Origin of the sequence: Pediococcus claussenii ATCC BAA-344 (assembly GCF_000237995.1) — a bacterium.
Lineage (GTDB): Bacteria > Bacillota > Bacilli > Lactobacillales > Lactobacillaceae > Pediococcus > Pediococcus claussenii.
The window spans coordinates 454,893-477,935 of the sequence record NC_016605.1 but is presented as its reverse complement, the minus strand read 5'-3'; the positions used below and the strand labels follow the sequence as shown (position 1 = coordinate 477,935).

Here is a 23,043-nt window from a genome sequence, read left to right as displayed (position 1 = left end):
CTATTTCCAATTCCATGGATCACTGTGCCATTTTTCAACCAAGTCAACTTCTTTTAAACTTAACAAATCTAGCCTTTTAATTAGCTCTACTAAATTTTTAAAATCTAATAACGATTTTAAAGTAACCCCTTCTTCTTTAAAGTTAAGTTTAGCGTCTACCAATCCGTAGCTAAAAATTGATGTAACTCCAATCACTTTTGCTCCAGAGCTATTAACGGCCTCTGCTGCCTTTAGTACGCTGCCTCCGGTTGAGATTAAATCATCAATCAAAACTACACTATCATCTTGAGAAACACGCCCTTCAATTTGTCTGCCCGCTCCATGATCTTTTGGTTTGGACCGCACATAAATCATGGGCAACTCCATTAATTCAGCAACCCAAGCTGCATGAGGAATACCGGCTGTTGCAACTCCACCAATCACTGTTGCTTCAGGAAAAAATTCTTTAATTACTTCTGATAATCCTTGAGCAATGTCGTGCCTTAATTCTGGGTAACTAATTGTCTGTCGTAAATCTGTATAAATAGGTGAATGAATACCACTAGCATATGTAAAAGGATTTTGGGGATTAATTGTGATAGCCTTAATTTCAAGTAATTGTTTTAAAATTTTTAATTCTAGATTATTCATTTATTTGCTCCATTCTTTAAAAATTTGCTGATATGTCTTAAGTGGATTATTTGAACGTGTAATTGGTCTTCCAACAACAATGTCAGTACTTCCAAATTGTCTTGCTTCCGTTGGTGTAACGACTCTCTTTTGGTCGGATTTTTCGAAACCAAGCGGTCGAATTCCGGGAGTTATGAATTTAAAGTTCTTAAAATTACCATCTAATTCTTTTAAATCAAGAGCAGAACATATTACCCCATCGGTTCCCGCTTTATAGGATAAGTTTATAAGACTTTCGACCTGTTCACGCATTGATATATCAATATTTTGCTCGTCATGCATCACTTTTTCGGAAATTGAAGTTAATTCTGTAACCGCCAAAACTAAAGGGCGATTGACGTTTGCTGAGGTCGCACCTTTCTGTGCTCCCCTAATTGCTGCTTGCATCATTTCAGTTCCACCAAGGGCATGAACTGTTGTATATTGAACTCCAAGTTTGGCAATTTGAAACATTCCACGTTCTACCGTATTAGGTATGTCATTTAGCTTTAAGTCTAAGAATATTTTAAATCCTTGCCTTTGAACCTCTTTAATAAGTGCGGGCCCATACTGATAAAACAGTTCCATTCCAATCTTTACAACCGGCTTTTTTCCTACTTGAAAATTATTTAGAAAATTTTGCATTTTCTGTTTTTCGCTAAAGTCTAAAGCGATAATTATATCTCCCAAAGCCTCACATCCTATACAGAGTATTTGCAGAGGGCACAAAAAAACACCAAGCTGGGTGCGGCTAACCGTACACTCCACGCTTGGTGTTATGTTCTGCTAGCTTACCAATCTCACGGGATTGATTTAAAGCTCCTCTGTTTGTTGTTAATTACAATACATGTATCACTTAAAATTGTCAACCACCATTTATAGCAGTTCCGTTTCTATTTAGTTCTTAGAAAGCTGTAACCGTACGACTCTGTCCATAATTGGTTGTCGATATAAGAAATTTCCGGCTTCTCTATATTCTCGTGCACCACTCTCAAATAAAACAAGTAGTGACTGATTTTTTGTACTTAATGACGTTTGCTCAATTGATGGTGGCGTAGTAACTTGCACAACCTTTTCCTTGGGAGGATTAAAAGCAAATGCAGTTCCAGTTTTATCATTAGGCTCTTCAAACCATATTTTTGAATTTGCTAATCCGTTTGACTGAGAGAACAAGGAGAATCCTTTGTCATTAATTGATAATCCTTGCATTCGTGGCCATCCTTTTGTCATTGACTGAACTAAACCAGATTTTATTAAGCTTTTGACAAGCTCCTTTTCTGATTTTAAATTAAGTTCGTTATGTTTAACCACGCTTACAAAATCCTTAAGCATACCAGTTTTTTTGTTAAGGGGCATTGCTATCACTGACCTAGAACTACGCTTTTGTCCGTATATTACAACCACTAATTGATTTTTATAATATACAATTCCGGATGTTTTAGACACCCATGGTAATATTTTGTAATTCGACTTAATCGGTCTTTTCAGCATTTGAGCATTATAATTATCCACCGTCGAAATTGACGTATAAGCTAAGCCACCATAACCATGAAGATCGTCAGACCACCAAAGTATCTTTCTTACCGGATCGTAAGCCAAACCACCAACATGAGATGCCGAATTTAAAATTAATGTTTTAACATATTGGCCGGTTTTAATATTAACCACCTGTATCAGTGAATTAAGTTTATGGTTCCCATCATATTCACTAATAAATATGTAATTTGGTGTTTGTGTAATTCCTTGTGGAACCCAATCCGTGCCAAAGGCGGACTTTTTAGTTTTTTTATTAATTGACCAACCACCTCTAAGTCCAGGAATAACTGTTGAGCTTATATTTGGAAATTCACTAATTCCAATTCCATTATTTCCAGCACTTTTTTTATTGGCTGAAAGAAATATGGTATTGAATTGTTTTTCTGAAATTAGAGCTTTCGAATCCGAAGTCCATCGTGGAACATTATTCTTCTTCGCAACCATTGAACTATATTCATTCTTATCACCCAAATATTTGCTTCCCAAGTAAATACCACCGGCTACTAAAAAAAATAAAAAAACAAAAGTAATAATTTTTTTCACTCAAACCAACCCGTTTCCCCTAAATTTTGTTGCTACTTCCCAAGTAATAAAAAACTTTAGAGAAATTATACGTCAAGAGGTTATAACATTCCATTATTTGGCTACATAAAAACTGATTCCACTAAAAAAACCATCGCCAATTAAGGCAATGGTTCTTCTTATAAATTCGAAATTAAATTACTTAACTTCAACTGATGCGCCAGCTTCTTCAAGCTTAGCCTTCAAGTCGTTAGCTTCGTCTTCAGCAACGTCATCTTTGATAACTGAAGGTGCGCTATCAACCATGTCTTTAGCATCCTTCAAGCCAGCACCTGTAATTTCACGAACTGCTTTGATAACCTTGATCTTAGCAGCGCCTGCGCTAGTAAGTTCAACAGTGAATGATGTCTTTTCTGCAGCGCCTGCAGCACCTGCAGCACCTGCAGCAGCAACTGGAGCAGCAGCTGAAACGCCGAATTCGTCTTCGATTGCCTTTACAAGATCATTTAAATCTGAGATTGAAGCACCTTTAAGGTCTTCAATGAATTGGTCTTTATCTAATGCCATTTTATTTTCCTCCGAAAAATGTTTTTTTAAGTATAAATTATATTATGCGACTTCTTCTTCTGCCTTCTTATCAGCAACAGCTTTAAGGGCATAAGCAACATCACGAACTGGTGACATAAATTCATTTGCAAGCATTGCAAGCAAGTCATCACGACTTGGCATTGTAGCAAAGGTATTAATCTTGTCAATATCCGCAACAGCGCCTTCGATAATACCACCCTTAATTGTAAGGTTGTCATTGTCGTCAGCGAACTTCTTCAAAACTTTAGCAGGTGCAACTGGGTCTTCATCAGAGAAGGCAACAGCTGAAGGGCCAGAGAATACTTCGTCCATTCCTTCAAAACCTGCTTTTTCAGCAGCACGTGATAGAATCTTATTCTTGATCACTTGCATCTTGACACCTTCTTCACGTAATTGCTTACGTAATTCGGTAACCTCAGCAACTGTTAATCCACGAGCATCAACAACAATTGCAGCCATTGAGTTTGTAAATTGATCAGCAACACCATCAACGATTTCAGCTTTCTTAGCGATAGCTTCTTTACTCATTATACGTTTCACCTCCTGAATTAATGTTAGAACTAAAAATATCCGTGACCCAGACTAAGAGTTACGGATAAAATTATACGTTCCTCGGCAGGCATACTATTAAGATCCGCACGGGATCACCTGAGTCTTAGGTAAATTATTCAGTTATAATTCACGGATATTAATATATCACAAAAACAAATTAAACGTCAAGTTGTTTAGAATTGAGCGAAGTCAATCTTAACACCAGGACCAAATGTTGATGCAACTGATACATTCTTTATAAATGCACCCTTAACAGAAGCAGGACGCAAACGAGTAATTGTATCGTTAATTGTATTTAAGTTGCCAAGAAGCTTGTCAGCATCAAACGATACCTTACCGATTGGAACATGAACATTTCCGTCACGGTCAGTACGGTAAGTTACCTTACCACCCTTTGATTCTTCAACTGCTTTAGCAACATCCATCGTAACAGTACCAGTCTTAGGATTGGGCATTAAGTTCTTAGGACCTAATACACGACCCAAACGTCCAACTTGTCCCATCATGTCAGGTGTTGCGATTGCAACATCAAAGTCTAACCAGCCATCTTGAATACGTTGCACTAAATCATCGTCTCCGACAACGTCTGCACCAGCATCTTGGGCTTCTTTAGCCTTTTCACCTTTAGCAAATACAATAACAGTTTGTGTCTTACCTGTACCGTTTGGCAAAACAACAGCACCACGTAATTGTTGGTCAGCTTGTTTTGTATCAACGTTCAAGTTATAAACAGTTTCAACTGTTGCATCAAACTTAGCAAAATCAATGTTTTTAACTAATTCAAGAGCTTCTTTAGGTGCGTATGCTTTTGTAACATCGACCTGTTTAGCAGCTTCTTGATATTTTTTACCTTTTTTAGCCATCTGTGTTTTCCTCCTAGCAAATGTGGTTATAGCGGATTGTCCTCCCACTTGATACATCTACTTTAGTAGAGTATCCGTCTGTTTGTAGTTTAGCCTTCGACAACGAATCCCATACTACGAGCAGTACCTTCGATCATGCGCATAGCAGCTTCAACGTCTGCAGCGTTTAGATCTTGCATTTTTGATTCAGCGATTTCCTTAACCTGGGCCTTTGTAACTGTGGCAACCTTGTTAGTATTGGGTTCGCCTGAACCATGTTCAACACCGGCAGCTTTCTTCAATAGAACAGAAGCAGGTGGTGTCTTTGTGACGAAGTCGAATGAACGATCTTCGTACACTGTGATCACAACAGGAATCAATAAGCCAGCTTGATCAGCCGTACGAGCATTGAAGTCCTTTGTGAATCCCATAATATTAATACCTGCTTGTCCAAGAGCTGGTCCAACTGGTGGAGCTGGAGTTGCTTTTCCAGCAGGAATCTGTAATTTAACAACGTTTGCTACTTTTTTAGCCACGAGACATACCTCCTTAAAATAAGTCCGTGTGTGGTCACGATGAAGTTTTAAATTTCTTCTCCCACATTGAATATGCAAAGCATACCTTTATAGATTAGCATACTTAAATTATTGCTTCAATAGACAATTTAACAATTAGTCGATTTTAGCAATTTGGCTGAGATCTAACTCTGTGCTAGTCTCACGCCCAAACATGTCAATATCAACCTTAACTTTCATATTCTTATCATCAATTTCAGTGATTTTCCCTGTCAAACCATTAAAAGCACCGTCTGTAATAGTGACAAATTCGCCAACTTCAACGTCAATGTCAACATGTTCAGATGTCATACCTAAACGACGGAGAACTGTATCAACTTCATCTGGTAAAAGTGGTGTTGGTTTACTACCAGAACCATGTGATCCGATAAATCCTGTAACTCCCGGTGTATTACGAACAACATACCAAGAATCATCAGTCATTACCATTTCTACCAATACATATCCAGGAAACTCATTCTTTTTTACAATTTTTTCTTTACCATTTTTTGTTTCACGTTCCTCTTCTTCAGGAACAACTACTCGAAAAATAAAGTCTTGCATCCCCATTGAAATTGAACGTGAATCTAAGTTATTTTTTACTTTATTTTCGTAACCTGAGTATGTATGTAGCACATACCAATTCTTTTCAGCAGTTTCCATTTGTATACCCCTTTAAGTCAAAATAAAAAACCTCGCGTAACACGAAGTTTCCTCTAAGTTCATTGTATCAAATTTATTCGAATTATTCCATTAAACAAATAGTTTCAAGAACAATTGTACTAACCAGTCCACAATTGCAAGAAAGACAATGAAAAACAGCGACGTTCCAATTACTGTTGTCGAGTCTCGACGCAGTTGTCTTCCATTAGGCCAATCTACATTTTTCATTTCTGTTCCAACACTTCTAAAAAAACGAAACATGCTAATTCCTCCTACCTGTTTTCCTGATGCAAAGTATGTCTGTTACAATGTTTACAATATTTCATTACTTCCAAACGTTCCGTACGATTAGGGTTAGCGGCCACGGTATAGTTACGAGAACCACAAACCGTGCAAGCTAACGCAACTTTTTTCTGAGCCATAGCGAACCTCCTCATTGCACCGAACAGTCTATCAGAAACTCATCATCAAGTCAACGAGTGAACTATTGAGTCCCATCATCATATATACGTTGAATTAATTTCCTTTTACAACGCATAATGGCATTCTGAACTCGTTTTTCTGTGCATTTCATATTGCACGCAATCGTTTTGACAGAATATCCCTTAAACATCTGGTGTGAAACTGCGTATTCAAACTCTGAGAGCAATGTTTCGTATTCACTGTATGCTTCTTTAACCAATAATTCTCCATGTGGATCAGAATGATCAACCCGTGGATTAATCGTTAACTCTCCTTGGTCATTTGTTACCAGTTCAAGGCACTGTGCTTCAAACCCAGCCTTACGCTTATACGCCATTTCAAAACGTAAAAGGCTGCAAATTCGATTAGTAAAATTATTCTTAAAAAAGACACCCAGGCTGAAGCCTCTGTCGATATCAAAATTACAAATAGTTTTAAAGAAGACTAACCGTCCCTCTTGTAACCAATCATCGAAATCAAACCCACGAATCGTATACTTAGTCATTAGTCCCTTTACAACTGGAAGATATTTGTTAAACAGTTCATTAAATGCTTCCTGGTCGCCTTGTTTTGCAAGTCTAAGCAGTTCTTGCTCATTCCGACTTAACTTTCTTTTTTTCACACTTCCAACTCACTACTCCCACTGTATTAATATAGCAAGTTTTCTCGTAAATTAGAGGTGAAATTTCGACCTTTTTGAAATTTTTTTAAAGTTGATGTCTTGAATTAAATCCTTGATACATCAAAAGACCTGCGGCAACACCAGCATTTAGTGATTGAACCTCTCCAACCATAGGAATCGTTAACATTTCATCAACATTTTCCTTAACTAATCTTGAAATCCCTTTACCTTCGTTACCAATAACTAATCCCACGGCGCCTTTAGCATCCCATCTGCGGTAATCAGTTCCGTTCATATCCGTTCCAAATATCCAAAGTCCTCGTTTCTTCAAGTCTTCAATAGCAGATGTGAGATTACTGACTTGAACCACCGGAACACGTTCAATTGCTCCAGTTGAAGTTTTTGCAACCGTGCTAGTTAGCCCCACAGCTCTTCGTTTAGGAATAACGATTCCGTGAACACCCGCTGCATCCGCTGTTCTCAAAATAGACCCAAGATTATGGGGATCTTCAATGTTGTCTAAAATTAAAATAAAGGGCTCCTCTTCTCGCTCTTTCGCCAACTTAAATACATCTTCCATCGAAGCATATTTAAAAGCTGCCACCGCCAAAACGACACCCTGGTGATTTTGGTTATCGGAAAGTAAATCCAACTTTTTCTTTGTAACTCTTTGAACCACTATTTTTTGTTGGTTTGCTTTTTTAATAACTCGGCTAATTGGTTCAGAGTTTAGGCCCTCTTGAATAAACACTTTGTTAATTGAGTGTTCACTGTTTAAGCTTGCCATAGCCGCATGATGTCCAATTACAAAATCTTGGTTTGGTTGTTCATTATTCAATGCGTAAATTCCCTTCTTCTACATGGTCAATGCACCACTGTGCAAATTCGTCTAATCGTTCATTTTGGTTTGTTAAAGATAAATACCCAACAAGTGCTTCAAACCCAGTAGAAATACGATAAATGAGAACTGAAGTGTTTTTGGCACTCGTATGACTTTTGGCGTTACGTCCCTTTTTAAATGCATCTATCTCTGTATCCGTCAAAAAATTTTCTTCTTGCATGGCCGAAATCAAAGCAGCCTGCGCCTTGGCTGAAACGTATCGTGTAGCCGTATGATGTAGCCTCGTTGGTTTTGTTAACCCTTTTTCAATCAGATGGCGCCGTATATATACCTCGTAAACCGAATCTCCCAAATATGCTAATGCAATACCGTTTAAAGCTTGATAATTAACTTCTTCAGTCATTATTTCGTTTCCACCTTGTTCCCTTTGCTGTATCTTCCAGTACAATTCCTAATTCTTGTAATTCATCCCTTAGTTGATCACTTGTAGCAAAATCACGATCAGCTCGAGCTTGGTTTCGCCTCTGAATCAGCTTTTCAATATCAGCATCATCAATCTCATTATTCTTTAAGTCAATACCAAAAACTGCAACCATGGATACAAACTGTTTTATGAGTTCTTTTAATTGATCACCATTAACTTGATCTGCTTCACTTAACACATTAATTAATTTTACGAATTCATAAACTACCGTGATTCCGTTTTGTGTGTTGAAATCATCATCCATTGCAGCCTTAAAATCAGTTACAAGATTTCCAGCACTTTTGGCTACTTCATAATCTTCTTTACCGTTTGCATCTTTCAAACGGTAACTAATATTTACAAAAGCATTCTGGATCTTATCTAAATTATTCTGAGCCTCATCGAGATTACTCTGTGTGTACTGAATAGGCTTTCGATACTGAGTTGTCGCCATAAAGAATCTCAATACGTCTGGGTTTACTTTTTTTACTAAATCGTGAACTGTTACAAAATTTCCGAGCGATTTACTCATCTTTTCATTTTCGTCGCCAACCGTAACAAAACCATTATGCATCCAATAACGTGCAAACTGTTCTCCCGTTGCGGCTATACTTTGTGCAATTTCATTTTCATGATGTGGAAACTGTAAATCTTCGCCACCACCATGGATATCGAAAGTATTGCCCAAATATTTAGTTGACATTACTGAACATTCAATGTGCCAACCAGGACGACCGGCTCCCCATGGTGACTCCCATGAAATTTCATCAGACTTTTGCGCTTTCCAGAGAGCAAAATCAATTGGATCTTCTTTACGTTCCGTCTCTTCATCATCAATGTGTTGACTCGCGCCTTGTTCAAGTTCATCAATATTTTGATGTGATAATTGCCCATAATTTTTAAACTTACGAGCTCGATAATACACATCACCATCAACTTCATACGCGTAACCATTTGCAATCAAAGTCTCAATAAACTTTATTATTTCAGGAATATGTTCGGTTGCACGTGGGTTAATGGTTGCTGGTTCAACATTAACCGCTCTTGTATCTTCCCTAAATGCATTAATGAATCGATTTGCTAATTCTGGTACCGTAATGTTTTCTTTTTTAGCTGTATTAATCATCTTGTCATCAACGTCCGTGAAGTTTGAAACAAATTTTACGTCATAACCACTATATTCAAAATAGCGACGAATCGTATCAAATGCAATTATACTTCGAGCGTTACCGATATGAATGTAGTTATAAACAGTAGGACCACAAACATACATACTAACTTGATTATTAACCAGCGGTTTAAAGTCTTCTTTTTGACGCGTCATCGTATTATAAAGTCGTATCATTAACGTATCCTCCATCAAATCCTGTTGAGTTTAATTTTAGAGGAGTTTAAGCTTTAAAGCAAAATATCTTTTTTGGAATATTTAATAAACTGAAATATAATGAATCCACCAAGCAAAAAAATTATTAATCCTACAACACAATCAGAAAGATGCCACTATGAAAAAACTATTAAAAATAATTTTTAAGGTACTCATTTCAATAGCTGTGATATTCATCGGATATTTCACGATCCAACACTTTAGGGAACGTGAGTTGGATCATCTTACGCTAGTACACAATCGAACAGCAACCTTATATTTACCCGGTTTAGGAGGAAATGAACTATCAACTGGCCACATGATCAATGCGCTCAATCGGCACAAAATCGGTAAAAAGGTTCTAATTATTCACGTAAAAAAAGATGGCAGTTTACAGATTGAAAAAACAGGCAAATTTGGCAACAATAATCCACTGATCCAGGTTTTATTCGCTGACAACCAATATCCAAAAACTGAAGGCCACCAACTAATTTCCATTATGCGTTTACTTTATAATAAGTATAAAATCCGTAACGTTAACTTTGTGGGCCATTCATCAGGAGGCGATATCGCCTTTTACTATATGATTTATGCCCACAACCTACATGGTCTGCCACGACCAAATAAAGTTGTAACCATCGGAGGCGATTTCGATGCCACTACAGAACAATTAAAACTATTGCCTAATGACCTTGATGTTCTAAACATCGCAGGGGAAATCGGTAATATCGGGTCTGATGGTCTCGAATCTGTTAAGGAAGTTAAATCACAGGGCGACAATTTAAAACCATTTGTTGGTCGATACAAGTATCTATTGTATCGTCGTTGGAATCCTCTTCTATCATTCCATTCGATGCTGCACGAAAATCCTGACATTGATAAAATTATGGCACGATTTCTATTTGGAAAATCTTAATGTAATCAAAAAAACTTAGTTCAGATTGTAAGTCATAGTGGATTATTACTTCAAATTCCTATGAAATCTTTAACTAAGTTTTTTATTTTTTATACACTTTTTCAACTGTTTTTCGTTTTAAAATTGCTTCATCTTTACTATCAAAATGTTCATTTAAAATATACTTTCCATTTACCATCATACGAGCAACCCAGTTTTCCGCTTGATTATCATATGAAACGCCAACAAAGCCCGAACGGTTTCTTGCTCCCGCCTTCAGTGATTCTTTAGTGTGCTTCCATTTTTTTAAGGGCGTGGGATCCCCCATCCTTGCTTTAGTTGCTTCGTTCGATAATAATCCATTGCAGCTCTTCTCTCGACGCAAACATCCACAACTTTTGGTAACTCCGTGAGTTAACCTATAACTATCCACAGTAGCTTTATTCCCACATGAACACACACATTTCCACAGTGCATTCCCATTCTTTTGACGACCAACTTTTTCTAATGCTGTTAGTCTCCCAAATGTCTGGTTTGTTAAATCTCTTCCGCTCATTAGACCGGTTCCTTTCGTCTGAAATGCTTATTTTCTAATGGTCGGACATTAATGGAACCATTTGTGTCCATTCGATTCACTCAAAATAATTAAAAATTAAACTGGTAGTTTATCCATTTTACACTCTTTGAGGAATTCTCTTCGCTTTGACCACAAATGGTTCCATTTGCGTCCATATAATCACAACAAAATAAGTCTAACTCAAATAATTTATTATTTCAAAGTCTTATCTTCGTATAACATTTTCCTTTTGAATGATATTTAATACGCTAGTTTTTGATATTCCACATTTCAACGCAATTTTTCTGCTTGATAATTTTGTTGTTTGAGCAAAATTAATTACCATCTGCTTAGTTTTGTTTGAAATTCTTGGTCTTCCAATTACCTTTCCATTCAACCTTGCCTGTTCCATACCCAACTTTGTTCGCTCATACTGTGCAGATGAATGCTCGATTCTTCAAGATCTTCAACAACATTTAAAAGAGTTCTTGTGCTTCTACTTAATCTGTCCAATTTTAAAACAATCAAGAAAACTGATTTATTTTTTATAAGTGCCATTCGTTTTGCATATCTGACGGCCTTTTGAAACTCTTTTCTTTGATCTTTGGAGCCACTTTCCTTTTCGCTATAGATTTTTTTACAACCGAATCTTTTTAGTTTTCTAATCTGTGCCTCAAGCTCCAACTCCTGCCTATCTAAAGTTGATACTCGCGCATATCCAATCAAAATTTTATCCAAATTTTTGCACTCCTACTAATTTATTTGGAGAGTGAATTTTGAACGCAATTTTCCAATTTGGATAATAAAAAAGTTCTGAATTCGGAAACTTCCCCTCATTCAGAACTTCATTATATCTATGCTAAACTCTGAGCAGCAGTAATAATTGCCACCTTATACACATCTTCTTCGTTGGCTCCACGCGATAAATCTGAAACCGGAGCATTTAATCCTTGTAAAATAGGCCCAATTGCTTCAAATCCACCTAAGCGCTGTGCAATTTTATATCCAATATTTCCTGATTGTAACTCTGGAAAAATGAATACATTGGCATGGCCCGCAACTTTTGACCCTGGCGCTTTACTTTCCCCAACACTTTCTACAAATGCTGCATCAAACTGAAGCTCACCATCAATTGGCGTTTCAGGTTCTCGTTCCTGAGCAATCTTAGTTGCTTCTTGAACTTTCGTTACCATCGCACCCGCTGCTGAACCTTTTGTTGAAAAACTTAACATTGCGATCTTAGGATCAATGTCAAACAAACGTGCTGTCTCTGCACTTTGAATTGCAATCTCAGCCAATGTATCCGCATCAGGATCAATGTTAATTGCAGAATCGCCAAAAATGTATCGCTCATCATCCCGTTGCATTATAAATGAACCGCTGATTCTCTTCATTCCTGGTTTTGTTTTAATAATTTGTAATGCCGGGCGCACCGTATCACCTGTCGCGTGTGCTGCTCCTGAAACCATCGCATCAGCTTCATGCATGTAAACTAGCATTGTCCCAAAGTAATTAACATCTTGCAGCATTTTAATAACGTCTTCACGACTATTCTTTCCATTTCTTCGTTCCACAAGAGCGTTTGTCATTTCTTCAAGTTTACTCTTCTCATAATCGTTAGGATCAATTATTACGATTCCGTCTAGGTTGAATCCATTTTGTTGAGCGGTCTGTCTTATTTCATCTTTGCTTCCTAGAAGAACTGGTAGAACCAGCTTATCTTGCAAAAGCCGGATTGCTGCGCCCTGAATCCTTTTATCATTTCCTTCTGGGAACACTACTTTTTTACCTTGATTTATAATTTTAGTTTTTAGGCTTTCAAACAAATCCATAATTAATTCTCCTCTATTTTTTGAAGCGTTCCACTTGTTGAGCAATTGCTAATTCTTCATTAGTTGGAATTACCATTACTTTAATACCTGAATCCTCAGCATTAATGAAACGCTCGCCCTTACCATTTTGATTCACATCTAAATCAATTTTAACATTAAATAATTTTAAAGCAGCGCCGATTCGTTTTCTCATCTTCCAACTATTTTCACCAATTCCGGCCGTGAAAACAATTCCATCAACGTTCCCCATCTCAGCAGCGTATGATCCAATATACTTAACAATATTATTAACAAAAATATCAACAGCTAATTCGGCACGATGATTTCCATTATCTTTTTCATCTTCAATATCCCGCAAATCTGGCGAAACACCAGAAATTCCTAGTAAGCCTGACTTATTATTTAGAATCGTTGACATTTCATCAGGGCTTAGCTCTAATTTTCTTTCCAAAAATGATACAAGAGATGCATCTATGTCACCTGAACGAGTTGCCATAGTAATACCGGCTAGTGGGGTAAAACCCATTGAAGTGTCAAATGATTTACCACCTTTAACTGCTGTGATGGAGGCACCGGCCCCTAAGTGCATAGTAATTAAATCCAGCTCTTCAAGCGGTCTTCCCATTAGCTTAGCAGCGCGCTTCGAAACATATTGGTGGCTCGTTCCATGTGCACCGTATTTACGTGCACCATAGTCGGTGTAATATTCATACGGAATACTATAAAGATAGTTCTTTTCTGGTAACGTTTGATGAAACGATGTATCAAAAACTGCAACACTTGTAATGTTAGGAAGTACTTTTTTAAATGCTTTAATTCCAACAGCATTTGCACCATTGTGTAGAGGCGCGTACTCTTTCAGGGCTTCAATTTGTTGTAATACTTTATCATCTATCAATGTTGCATCAGTAAAAATTTCACCTCCCGCAACAACTCGATGACCAACACCCGTAATTTCATCATAGCTTTTAATTATTTTCAGTTTTAATAATTGTTCTAATAGTAAATTTACAGCTTCTTCGTGATCTTTGATTGGTTTATCAATCTCAACCTTTTTTCCGTCAGGAGTTTTTATAACAAAGTTAGAGCCTTCAATTCCAATTCGGTCAACCTGGCCTGAAGATATGGTCGTTTCTTCAGGCATTTCAAAAAGTTTAAACTTTAAAGTTGAGCTTCCCGCATTTATTGCGATCGTTTTTTCCATTTTATCCACCTCTAAATTTGTACTATCTAAATGATAGCCCTTCCAATAGCTTAAAAAAATGCTCATTACATGTCAAACATTTCTATTCATTTTCACAAAACTATTTGTGCAAAAAGCGGAAAATAAGCCAAATAATTCCTTCTAAATACAAGAGACGAACGATGAACATCCATCATTCGTCTCTTTTTCCTGCCAGTTCCTATGAGGCGCCTTTCGCCCATAGGAATGGACAACGTACGAGTATCTTAGCTTTGTGCAACAAAGCATTCCTTACTTGACGAGCTAGTGCCAGTTCCTATGTGGTGCTCTTCACCCATAGGAATGGACAACGTATGAGTATCTTGGTTTTGTGCAACAAAACTTTCCTTACTTGACGAGCTAGTGCCAGTTCCTATGAGGCCGCTTTTCGCCCATAGGAATGGACAGCATACGAGTATCTTGGCTTTGTGCAACAAAGCATTCCTTACTTAACGAGCTAGCAATCCTCACAAGCTAATCGGGTTGTTTTACTCTCTATTCCTGAACCTATTACTTGGATTTGTATGATTTCACAATTGCGTCTACTAATTCCGCATCGTTCAGCTTTGTTACATCTCTTACAACAGCTTCAACAGTTTGATTTTTCAACATTTCTTGCAACTTCTGACTCTCCTCATCTTTGGGTTCATCAAAATGCAAAACCATTCCAACTGTATCCAAAAGTACCTTATAATCAAGTTTTCTTTCCTTCAATTCACGAATTGGACGAATGAAACGCTCATCATAACCAAGTTTACGAATTGGTGTCCTAGCAACACGAGCAATATCGTCAGAAATATATGGGTTTTGGAATCTTGCAATTATTTTTTCTTGATAAGCCTTGTGCGTTTCGGGATCAAAGTTCCACTTATGAATAAGTAAATCGCCGGTTTCTGCTAAAGCACCCTTCAACTGTGTAAGAACTTTATCGTCTTTAATAGCATCTCCAATTGTTTCATAACCAAAGTACTTACCAGTGTATGCAACAGTTGCATGTCCAGTATTAACTGAGAATAATTTACGTTCAATGAATGGATCAAGAGACTCAGCGTACTCGACGCCATCTAGTTTAATTGTGGGATTTTTCATCTGTGATTGGTCAACAACCCATTCCTTAAAAGGTTCTACAGATACAAATAATGGATCATCATGTTTCTGTAGGGGAACAATACGATCAACGGCAGCGTTAGGAAAACCAATATTTTCATCAGCAAACGCCTTGTCATCATCACTAAGATGTTTGTATACCTCTTCTTTTAAGAATTGTGAGCCTCCAATCATATTTTCACAAGCAATTACATCTAGTTTGGTTGTATTACCATTTTGCTGGCGCGCCTTAATGCCATCAGCAATTAATGGAGCAATGAACGTTAGAACCTTTGGACCAATTGCCGTTGTTATTAAGTCAGTTTCAGCAATGGCTTTTACAACTTTATCAGGATCCGTAGAATTATTAATTCCCTGTACCCCATCAACTTTAATTTGCTCATGGCCCTCTGCTGCAAGCTCAACTTGATATGTTCCCCGTTCATTAATTGCGTCAATAATTTCAGCATTTACATCAACAAAAGTTATTGAAAATCCGTTTTTTGCTAAAGTTTCTCCGATAAAACCTCTTCCAATATTTCCAGCTCCAAAGTGTACATCATTCATCTTAGTTACTTCCCTTCCAAAATTTTTAATCCACGTTCTTCAATAAGCTAATAATTTCATCTTTTGTCTGTGCGTCCGCTAATTTAACAACGTTATTAATGTCACTACAGAAAATCGCAATCTTAGACAAAATATCCAAATGTTCACCATTTAATCCAGCAATTCCAAAAACAACTGTAACCAATTTTTCATCCTGTTCATCATCACCGCTGAAATCAACTCCCATCGGTACTTGAACGATTGAAATACCCGTTTTCTTGATAAATCTCTTTCCGTCATCTGTTCCATGTGGGATTGCAATGAAGTTTCCCATATATACTGAAACATCACGATTCCTTGCCTGCATTGACTCAATATATTCAGGTTCAGCACAGCCTCCATCAACTAATAACTGACCAGCTAAGCGAATTGCCTCTTCCTTGGTCGCAACATGTTGATCCAGCAAAATCATATTTTCTTCTAAAGCCTGCATGGTATCACCTAGCCTTCACTTTTTAATATTTGTACAAATTTACTTCCAATCGTTTGTCGTATTTCCGTTTGATTTCCTTGTTCAAACGTCTTTATATTAGAATCACTTTCAATAACCGTCGTACTTATACTAGAAATGATTTGATTCTCCAGACCCGTCATTTCAAACTTTCCAAGCAATAGAACAATTCGCTTTAAATTAATTTTTTCTCCACCAATAGCTTGAAATTCAATTGGATCTTGTAGCTGATAAATTGAGCAAAAATTATTTTCAACATACTTGCTTGTCGTATGAATCAATCCCAATTCAGAATTAGGAATTCCAACCGGGCTTTGCGCTAAACGATGTAATAATTTACCAACAACTTCATTTGTATCACTTACAATCTCTTTGCTAAGTCCACCAACAATCATCATCAATATCTCAGCTATTGATTTGCCAATGTTGTTCACCTCGACAATACGAACCGCGTTAAGTAAATTTCTACTCCGAACAACATCACTAGCAAACTGTTCAAATGATACATTTTCGTTTCTCTCTAATTCATGTTTCACGTCATTTTTACGATGTACTAACTGTGTTCGGATAAACCGCTCCAACGATTCGATGTCCTCGTTCAGTAACAATGGACTTACCTTTCGATATTCAATCGGAAATCCCGGTAGATCAATTGTTGATAATATTAAGTCGTATTGATCGAAATCCATCTTTTCCAAACTAGAAGTTCTAGCAACCTTGATCTTCCCAACTTCGGGAATCTTTTGAAGCAATTGATTCCTTATAATCTGAGCAGTTACAATCCCATTTGGACAAACAACCAAAACTGATAAAGACCTGGTTAGTACTCCAATTGAAAATGCTGTAATAAAAGTGTTTGTAATCGCTTCCATTTGCCAACCTGATAGCTTTGTAACATTCATACTGTCTTGAATGGAATCGCGAACCGTACTCCTCAAATTTTGTACTTCGATGCTTTCTTCAATATTTTTTTGAACCTCACGTGTTTCTGTTACAGAGGAGTTATTCATAATCAACATCAAATCTTGATAAAGCTCTTCATCCTCTAAAAAACGCCAATTGAATTTTTCACTTACCATTTTAATTAATTGTTTTACTTTAAGTGAGAGTTTCAAATCATACTTTTCAAAATCAGCATCATTCTCGTAATCATTGTCAATCGACTGCATTTGTAGCGTAAAATAATTTACTTCTAACCCCGAAATCTCTTGTTTAATCGAACTATCAAATTTTAAAAATATATCCAATGTTTTTCGCTGATCTTTAAGAACACTTTCGTGGTTAAATGGTGGCAATTCCTGAATTAATTGTTTTTCTTCAAGTCTTCTTAGCATAACAGCCAGAATTATTACTAGTCTTTGCAAGGAATTATCTGATAAGTTTTTAAAATATGTTTTCTGATACGCCCTAATACTTTTGTAGCTTTTTCGAATAACCGCACTACCCAAGATTCTGATAAAAAACTTTGTAACTGATTGACTTTCTGCTAAAGAATTTTCAGAAGCTAACACCTTGAAGAATTCGTACGTATTCACTTCTGAATCCACAATTGAGACTGCTAAGTTTCGTACATCAAATTCTTTTCCTTCAACGCTTATTCCTTTAGACTTCAATCGATTTAAATTCACATTATAATCAGAAAAAACATTTTCTAATGCGTTGATATCTTTACTAATTGTCGCATTGCTAGTATGAAAATCTAAGGCAAAACTTTGCATTTTGATTGGCTCGTTAGCTAATAAAAGCTGCACAGCAATCGCATTTTGACGTTGTTGAATTGTAAAATCTTGGATAGTACTTTTCTCAAGTCGTACTTCTGTTCCAAGTGTGTCAAGACTTTTTCCATTCCCCATCAACAAATACTTTTGATCTGAATTATTTATTTTTACTGTATAACTTGCTAATTCAGGTTCAATATCTGAAAAAACACGGAAGATTGTTCGTTTACTGATGCCGAGCTCTCTTTCCAACTCATTCATTTTCAAACCAGTTGGATTCATTATCAATAAGTTTAAAAGATTTAATTCTCGATCAGTAAATTTCATCTTGATTCCTCCACATTAAATCGGTTACATTGCCGTTATTTCAACGTATTCAACATACCAGTATAATCTGGAGAATTCAATAGATCCTTGGTTGCAAACACTTTAATATTCGTATATCGAATCTTCAAATTCTTTGCAGCTTCCGGAGTTACAATAACAAGATTGTCTGCAGAATCCTCAACCTTATCAATTCCTAGACTTTTAACATCTAAATTTAAACCGGCCTTTTTCACACGATCTTTCATCAAAGACGTTGCCATTGTAGCTGTTCCGACCTTATCATCATCGCGCAGGAATGTAATTTCTTTAACGCCCGCCAAATCCATCTGAACCTTCTTAACTTGATCTTTCTTTTGCTCTGAAGTCTCTTGCGCTTTAACAGGCTCTGGATCCATTTGATCACGTGCTTTTAAGTTAAGTACGATACTGTCATACTTAGGACTGCTCAAAAAGTTATCTACGGAAATTCTCATTGCATTCGGAGCCTTTTGTGCAGCACGTTCTGCAAGCTCATCTTGTGTAACAACTAATAAACCTGGTTCATCTTTTAAATTATTAATAGCTGTATTAGTAACTGACATGTCAATTCCAGCTTTTTTTACCTTATCTCTTAATAATGAAGCACCCATTGCTGATGATCCCATTCCAGCATCACAAGCAAAAATGATCTTGTTAACATTGTCATAATTAGCGACCACGTTACGAGCATTATCGATGTTCTCCTGCGTTGCTTCAGAAACATCACCATTCTTCATTTGTTTCATCTGCGCAGTTGCTGCTTCCAGATCATCTGTTTCAATATCTGGTGTTTTATCACGACGAAGAATAATTGACGCAACAATGAATGAAGCAGCAGCCGCTAAAGTTACACCCAGTAGCAATGCTATATAGTTAGTAATTGATTTGGGTGACATTAGCAAAATCGAAATAATTGAACCTGGCGATGGTGTTGCTTTTAAACCGGCTCCCAAAATTGAAAACGTTGTTGTACCCGTTACCCCACCTGCAATTACTGCAAGAAATAGTGAAGGTTTCATCAATACATATGGGAAGTAAATTTCATGAATACCACCAAAGAACTGAATAATGATTGCACTTGGTGCTGATGCCTTTGCGGTACCCTTTCCAAAGAAAGAAAATGCCAAGAGTAACCCAAGGCCTGGACCTGGATCTGGTTCAAGCAAGAACAGAATTGACTTCCCAGCATGAGCTGCAGCCTGAATTCCCAATGGAGTTAAAATACCTTGATTAATTGCGTTATTTAAAAACAGAACTTTGGCTGGCTCAATAAATACATTGGCTAATGGTAACAAGTGAACTGCAATGATTGCATTAACAGCATGTCCCATTGCTTCACTGGCCACAGAAACAACTGGACCCATAATGAAGAATCCTAAAATTGCTAAAATCATTCCTAAGATTCCTGCGGCAAAGTTGTTAACCAACATTTCAAATCCTTGGTGGATATGTGGTTGAACTGCATCATCCCACTTTTTAATTAAATATCCTCCAAGTGGCCCCATTACCATAGCACCGATAAACATTGGAATAGTGGTACCAACAATGACACCCATTGTTGCGATGGCACCTACTACGCCTCCACGATGTCCATCGACAATTTCACCACCGGTGTATCCAATCATGAGTGGAAGTAAATAAGTAACCATTGGTGTAACAAGCTTTGCTAAGCCAGCATTTGGAAACCATCCTCCTGGAATAAAAATGGCAGTAATAAGTCCCCAAGCAATAAACGCCCCAATATTAGGCATTACCATACCACTTAAAAAACTACCAAATTTCTGCATACGTGCTTTGACTGACTTTTTCGGTTTTGCTTCAACTTTTTTGTCAGCGGAAATAGTATTTTGCATATCTAAATCTCCTTTCCCTTTCAACATGAGTAATCGTACATCTTGAAGTAAGCGTTTTCAATAAAAACTAAAACACTCTTTGTCACTAGGTAAGTGACAATATCTAAAATTAAATTCATACTGTTTCATTACTCATCAAAAAATTTTAATAAGTTTGGCCTATAACTAAGTCTTAAATTTAATTTCAGAACAAAATAAATAACCCGGACCAATTTCAGAATGAAATTAATCAAGGTTATACACTAAGCACAAATTTATTGAACTAACTTTTTAGCATCGCTTCAGCAGTTGTTTTTAACTCATCAGCGGACATTCCTTCCCATTTTTTTGCCTCAGCAGTCGTTTTTAATGTATCACGCCCGTTAGCATCCATCGTATGGTTCCACATTGCGTCACGTAATGGTGTTGAATCATCACTCCAATCAAAAACCTCGTTAACCGCCTTATCGAGAAGTTCTAATTTTAATACATTTGCCATAATAATGCCTCCAAAAAAATGGGTTATCGCAATGATTAGTTGCGTGGTTCTATATATTTTAGTCCGCCCCACGGCTTTGTTATAACACTGTTCTCATTTCACATCAAATGAAAATAACTAAATTAAACACCGCTTCACAACCTCAAGGGTATAGGAATAACCTTCTTCTTATTTTATCCATAAACCACTTTTATTCCACCCATTTTAACCTGCCCCTGCACAATGGCTTTTACTACACTATCACCACCATGAGGACCATCTTTTTCAATTGTACCCATGACTAGGTTAGTTTCATCATCAACTTTCCAATCACTCGGAATATACAATTCAATACCACCCAATGATACGTCAACATTAATTAAAACTTCATTTGAATCATTTACTTTAACTTGGTCTAAATATACCTTTGTCTCGCCCATCGTGTTTTGAATATTGATTTGTTTTAAATTTGTTGAGCGTACATAACGAATATTTGTACCGAATTTATTTTCGATATTAACAACTTCGTCCGTATCACTGCCTGAATGCTGATAATGCCAATTATGTTGATATCCGTGACCATGCCGCGACCAGTCGTTACCGTACCTTTTCCAACGAAATGGTCCAAATATTATCGAAAATCCAATGGTCAATAGTAATGCAATGCCTAATACTGTCCACGGAACGAGTATCCCTATTCCCAATGGCTTGGCATAGATCATTGCTAAAAAGGCGGCGGAGAAAAAGATACCCGGAAAAGCCAACCATAATAAACTTCTTAAAAAAATACCGCCAAAAAAAACAGTAGCAACAACTTGCCAGATACCAAAATGATAATCGATTAGTCCCATTTTACTTGCACCAAGTAATACTGCACCAATCACAAAAAACAATCCCCAAAACCACCTACTGCTTCTTCTATGCACTACACTTACCTCTTTTCTTCCAAAACTTCCTTTAATTTTTTGTAATATCTACGAGAGACGTAGACCTGCTTATTTGAATTTCCAAAATGCACCAAATTACTTGAAACAGAATGATCAACTGAATAAATTCGATCAACATTTAAAATTGCCGACTTTGACACCCTAATAAAATTGGATGTTAATATTTCTTCTAACTCGTACAATCTGTTGCCACTTTGGTAAACGGCATTTTCAGTGTGGGCTTGGACCTGTCGGCCATCTGTTTCAAAAAACAATACTTCGTCAGCATTTAAAAAAATTTGAATATCATTTTGAAATACTATTAACTGTAACGGTTCATTGATTGCCTTTTGTATAATTTGCTTCAATCGTCGAACTTCCACGTCATCTGGATTTGCAGATTTGATTATTATTTCAGTTTCATCAAGTTGATCATCAGTAACAATTCGAAATTTCATATCTACGTTCCTTTCAGATAATAGTTTTCCACAAGAAACAAACTAAGTAAATATTTTTTGTATAAGAGGTTATTTTTCAAATGCAGGTGGTTAATCAGTACAAAGACTCAGAGTAAACTGAAGTAACACACCTTCGAAACTTAATTCCACAAAAAAAGAATTCCAAGCAATTGCTCAGAATTCTGTCTTAATTAATCAATTAATTAATTAATTAATTAATTTTAGTATTTACCTTCAAGCTTACTTGCAGCAGCTTCATCAATGATAACTGTTACGTTCGGATGATTTTGTAAAATACTTGCTGGTAAGTCAACAGTATCAGGTCCTTCAATCATGCCCTTAACAGCATCTGCTTTGTCTTCTCCAAATGCTTCGAGCAAAATGTGCTTACTCTTCATAATTGAAGCAAGACCCATTGAATAAGCGAACTTTGGAACATCTTCTTCATGTTCGAAGAAACGTGCGTTAGCGTCGATTGTTGATTGAGTCAAAGGAACTTTGTGAGTAGTAATATCGCGTGGTGTACCTGGTTCGTTAAAACCAATGTGCCCATTACGACCAATTCCAAGAATCTGTAAATCAATTGGATTGTCATCGATTACTTTGTCGTAACGTTTAACTTCTGCATCAGAATCTTCAGCCAAACCGTTTGGTAAATATGAAGTCTTGAATGGCTTGTAATCAAACAAGTGTGACTTCATGAAATAGTTATAACTTTGTTCGTTATCGGCTGACATTCCAACATATTCGTCCAAGTTTACAGATACTGAATCTGTAAAGTCTAAATCACTTGCAACGATTTCTTTGTAAGTTGTAACTGGTGTACTACCAGTTGCCAAACCAAATGTCTTTGCACCATTTTTCTTTTCTTCTGCGAAAACGTTGTATCCTTCTTTTCCGCCTTCTACATCACTTTTAACAACGATAACTTTCATGACGAAATCTCCTTTATGTTTTGGTATAGTCCAATTATAGAATGGTC

The 23,043-nt window shown here is 36.8% G+C and carries 27 protein-coding genes and 1 other annotated feature; of the genes, 1 reads left to right on the top strand and 26 read right to left on the bottom strand.

The features are described 5' to 3' along the window. The 14 genes from pyrE to cysS form a co-directional block, all read right to left on the bottom strand. On the bottom strand, nucleotides 1–630 hold the full coding sequence (pyrE, locus tag PECL_RS02260; RefSeq protein ID WP_014214978.1) for an orotate phosphoribosyltransferase: 630 nt from the start codon (nucleotides 628–630) through the stop codon (nucleotides 1–3). After that, nucleotides 631–1,338 (bottom strand): orotidine-5'-phosphate decarboxylase, encoded by a 708-nt coding sequence (pyrF, locus tag PECL_RS02255; RefSeq protein ID WP_014214977.1) that lies wholly within the window; start codon nucleotides 1,336–1,338, stop codon nucleotides 631–633. It abuts the gene before it with no gap. A 207-nt stretch (nucleotides 1,339–1,545) separates the two neighbouring features. Beyond that, nucleotides 1,546–2,670: a YncE family protein gene (locus tag PECL_RS02250; RefSeq protein ID WP_148265536.1), complete on the bottom strand. Its 1,125-nt coding sequence runs from the start codon at nucleotides 2,668–2,670 to the stop codon at nucleotides 1,546–1,548. 234 nt (nucleotides 2,671–2,904) lie between these two features. Beyond that, nucleotides 2,905–3,273 (bottom strand): 50S ribosomal protein L7/L12, encoded by a 369-nt coding sequence (gene rplL, locus PECL_RS02245; RefSeq protein WP_014214975.1) that lies wholly within the window; start codon nucleotides 3,271–3,273, stop codon nucleotides 2,905–2,907. A 42-nt stretch (nucleotides 3,274–3,315) separates the two neighbouring features. Beyond that, a complete protein-coding gene (gene rplJ / locus PECL_RS02240) occupies nucleotides 3,316–3,822 on the bottom strand; it encodes a 50S ribosomal protein L10 (RefSeq protein WP_014214974.1) in 507 nt (168 codons plus the stop codon). Between the two features lie 26 nt (nucleotides 3,823–3,848). After that, nucleotides 3,849–3,972 (bottom strand) — a sequence feature (ribosomal protein L10 leader region). A gap of 47 nt (nucleotides 3,973–4,019) precedes the next feature. Next, nucleotides 4,020–4,709: a 50S ribosomal protein L1 gene (rplA, locus tag PECL_RS02235; RefSeq protein WP_014214973.1), complete on the bottom strand. Its 690-nt coding sequence runs from the start codon at nucleotides 4,707–4,709 to the stop codon at nucleotides 4,020–4,022. 89 nt (nucleotides 4,710–4,798) lie between these two features. After that, nucleotides 4,799–5,224 carry a 50S ribosomal protein L11 gene (gene rplK / locus PECL_RS02230; RefSeq protein WP_014214972.1) on the bottom strand — a complete coding sequence of 142 codons (426 nt, stop codon included), beginning with the start codon at nucleotides 5,222–5,224 and terminating at the stop codon, nucleotides 4,799–4,801. 135 nt (nucleotides 5,225–5,359) lie between these two features. Then, nucleotides 5,360–5,905, bottom strand: coding sequence for a transcription termination/antitermination protein NusG (nusG, locus tag PECL_RS02225; protein WP_014214971.1), 546 nt, complete (start codon nucleotides 5,903–5,905; stop codon nucleotides 5,360–5,362). 90 nt (nucleotides 5,906–5,995) lie between these two features. Then, nucleotides 5,996–6,166, bottom strand: coding sequence for a preprotein translocase subunit SecE (gene secE / locus PECL_RS02220; protein WP_014214970.1), 171 nt, complete (start codon nucleotides 6,164–6,166; stop codon nucleotides 5,996–5,998). Between the two features lie 11 nt (nucleotides 6,167–6,177). Beyond that, a complete protein-coding gene (rpmG, locus tag PECL_RS02215; RefSeq protein WP_041534562.1) occupies nucleotides 6,178–6,327 on the bottom strand; it encodes a 50S ribosomal protein L33 in 150 nt (49 codons plus the stop codon). 62 nt (nucleotides 6,328–6,389) lie between these two features. Beyond that, nucleotides 6,390–6,989: a sigma-70 family RNA polymerase sigma factor gene (locus PECL_RS02210; protein ID WP_014214969.1), complete on the bottom strand. Its 600-nt coding sequence runs from the start codon at nucleotides 6,987–6,989 to the stop codon at nucleotides 6,390–6,392. An 85-nt stretch (nucleotides 6,990–7,074) separates the two neighbouring features. Continuing rightward, on the bottom strand, nucleotides 7,075–7,827 hold the full coding sequence (gene rlmB, locus PECL_RS02205) for a 23S rRNA (guanosine(2251)-2'-O)-methyltransferase RlmB (RefSeq protein WP_014214968.1): 753 nt from the start codon (nucleotides 7,825–7,827) through the stop codon (nucleotides 7,075–7,077). Next, nucleotides 7,820–8,233: a Mini-ribonuclease 3 gene (locus PECL_RS02200; RefSeq protein WP_014214967.1), complete on the bottom strand. Its 414-nt coding sequence runs from the start codon at nucleotides 8,231–8,233 to the stop codon at nucleotides 7,820–7,822. The genes rlmB and PECL_RS02200 overlap by 8 nt, the downstream gene beginning before the upstream one ends. Beyond that, nucleotides 8,226–9,638, bottom strand: coding sequence for a cysteine--tRNA ligase (gene cysS / locus PECL_RS02195; protein WP_014214966.1), 1,413 nt, complete (start codon nucleotides 9,636–9,638; stop codon nucleotides 8,226–8,228). The genes PECL_RS02200 and cysS overlap by 8 nt, the downstream gene beginning before the upstream one ends. 157 nt (nucleotides 9,639–9,795) lie before the next feature. Here cysS and PECL_RS02190 point away from each other — a divergent pair, with 157 nt between their 5' ends. Beyond that, entirely contained in the window at nucleotides 9,796–10,572 is a 777-nt protein-coding gene (locus tag PECL_RS02190; protein ID WP_014214965.1) for an alpha/beta hydrolase, read from the top strand. 82 nt (nucleotides 10,573–10,654) lie between these two features. On the opposite strand, the gene PECL_RS02185 is transcribed toward PECL_RS02190, so the two are convergent. The 12 genes from PECL_RS02185 to PECL_RS02130 all read right to left on the bottom strand — a co-directional run bounded on the left by PECL_RS02185 (nucleotide 10,655) and on the right by PECL_RS02130 (nucleotide 22,996). Further along, nucleotides 10,655–11,107, bottom strand: a complete 453-nt coding sequence (locus PECL_RS02185) for a hypothetical protein (protein WP_014214964.1) — start codon at nucleotides 11,105–11,107, stop codon at nucleotides 10,655–10,657. Nucleotides 11,108–11,500: 393 nt separating this feature from the next. Then, a complete protein-coding gene (locus PECL_RS02180; RefSeq protein ID WP_050899555.1) occupies nucleotides 11,501–11,845 on the bottom strand; it encodes a recombinase family protein in 345 nt (114 codons plus the stop codon). Nucleotides 11,846–11,961: 116 nt separating this feature from the next. Continuing rightward, complete coding sequence (gene pta, locus PECL_RS02175; RefSeq protein WP_014214963.1) at nucleotides 11,962–12,939, bottom strand: phosphate acetyltransferase; 978 nt, start codon at nucleotides 12,937–12,939, stop codon at nucleotides 11,962–11,964. A gap of 13 nt (nucleotides 12,940–12,952) precedes the next feature. Further along, complete coding sequence (locus PECL_RS02170) at nucleotides 12,953–14,143, bottom strand: acetate/propionate family kinase (protein WP_014214962.1); 1,191 nt, start codon at nucleotides 14,141–14,143, stop codon at nucleotides 12,953–12,955. A gap of 528 nt (nucleotides 14,144–14,671) precedes the next feature. Beyond that, nucleotides 14,672–15,814: a mannitol-1-phosphate 5-dehydrogenase gene (locus PECL_RS02165; RefSeq protein WP_014214961.1), complete on the bottom strand. Its 1,143-nt coding sequence runs from the start codon at nucleotides 15,812–15,814 to the stop codon at nucleotides 14,672–14,674. Between the two features lie 25 nt (nucleotides 15,815–15,839). Further along, nucleotides 15,840–16,286 carry a PTS sugar transporter subunit IIA gene (locus PECL_RS02160; protein WP_014214960.1) on the bottom strand — a complete coding sequence of 149 codons (447 nt, stop codon included), beginning with the start codon at nucleotides 16,284–16,286 and terminating at the stop codon, nucleotides 15,840–15,842. A gap of 8 nt (nucleotides 16,287–16,294) precedes the next feature. Beyond that, complete coding sequence (locus PECL_RS02155) at nucleotides 16,295–18,349, bottom strand: BglG family transcription antiterminator (RefSeq protein WP_014214959.1); 2,055 nt, start codon at nucleotides 18,347–18,349, stop codon at nucleotides 16,295–16,297. A 35-nt stretch (nucleotides 18,350–18,384) separates the two neighbouring features. Beyond that, complete coding sequence (locus PECL_RS02150) at nucleotides 18,385–20,220, bottom strand: PTS mannitol transporter subunit IICBA (RefSeq protein WP_041534561.1); 1,836 nt, start codon at nucleotides 20,218–20,220, stop codon at nucleotides 18,385–18,387. A gap of 262 nt (nucleotides 20,221–20,482) precedes the next feature. After that, nucleotides 20,483–20,698, bottom strand: a complete 216-nt coding sequence (locus tag PECL_RS02145) for a P8 family protein (RefSeq protein WP_014214957.1) — start codon at nucleotides 20,696–20,698, stop codon at nucleotides 20,483–20,485. A gap of 173 nt (nucleotides 20,699–20,871) precedes the next feature. Then, complete coding sequence (locus PECL_RS02140) at nucleotides 20,872–21,603, bottom strand: LiaF transmembrane domain-containing protein (protein WP_041534560.1); 732 nt, start codon at nucleotides 21,601–21,603, stop codon at nucleotides 20,872–20,874. Between the two features lie 5 nt (nucleotides 21,604–21,608). Next, entirely contained in the window at nucleotides 21,609–22,061 is a 453-nt protein-coding gene (locus PECL_RS02135; protein ID WP_014214955.1) for a LytTR family DNA-binding domain-containing protein, read from the bottom strand. 221 nt (nucleotides 22,062–22,282) lie between these two features. Beyond that, nucleotides 22,283–22,996 carry a glucosamine-6-phosphate deaminase gene (locus tag PECL_RS02130; protein WP_014214954.1) on the bottom strand — a complete coding sequence of 238 codons (714 nt, stop codon included), beginning with the start codon at nucleotides 22,994–22,996 and terminating at the stop codon, nucleotides 22,283–22,285. Nucleotides 22,997–23,043: the final 47 nt, after the last annotated feature.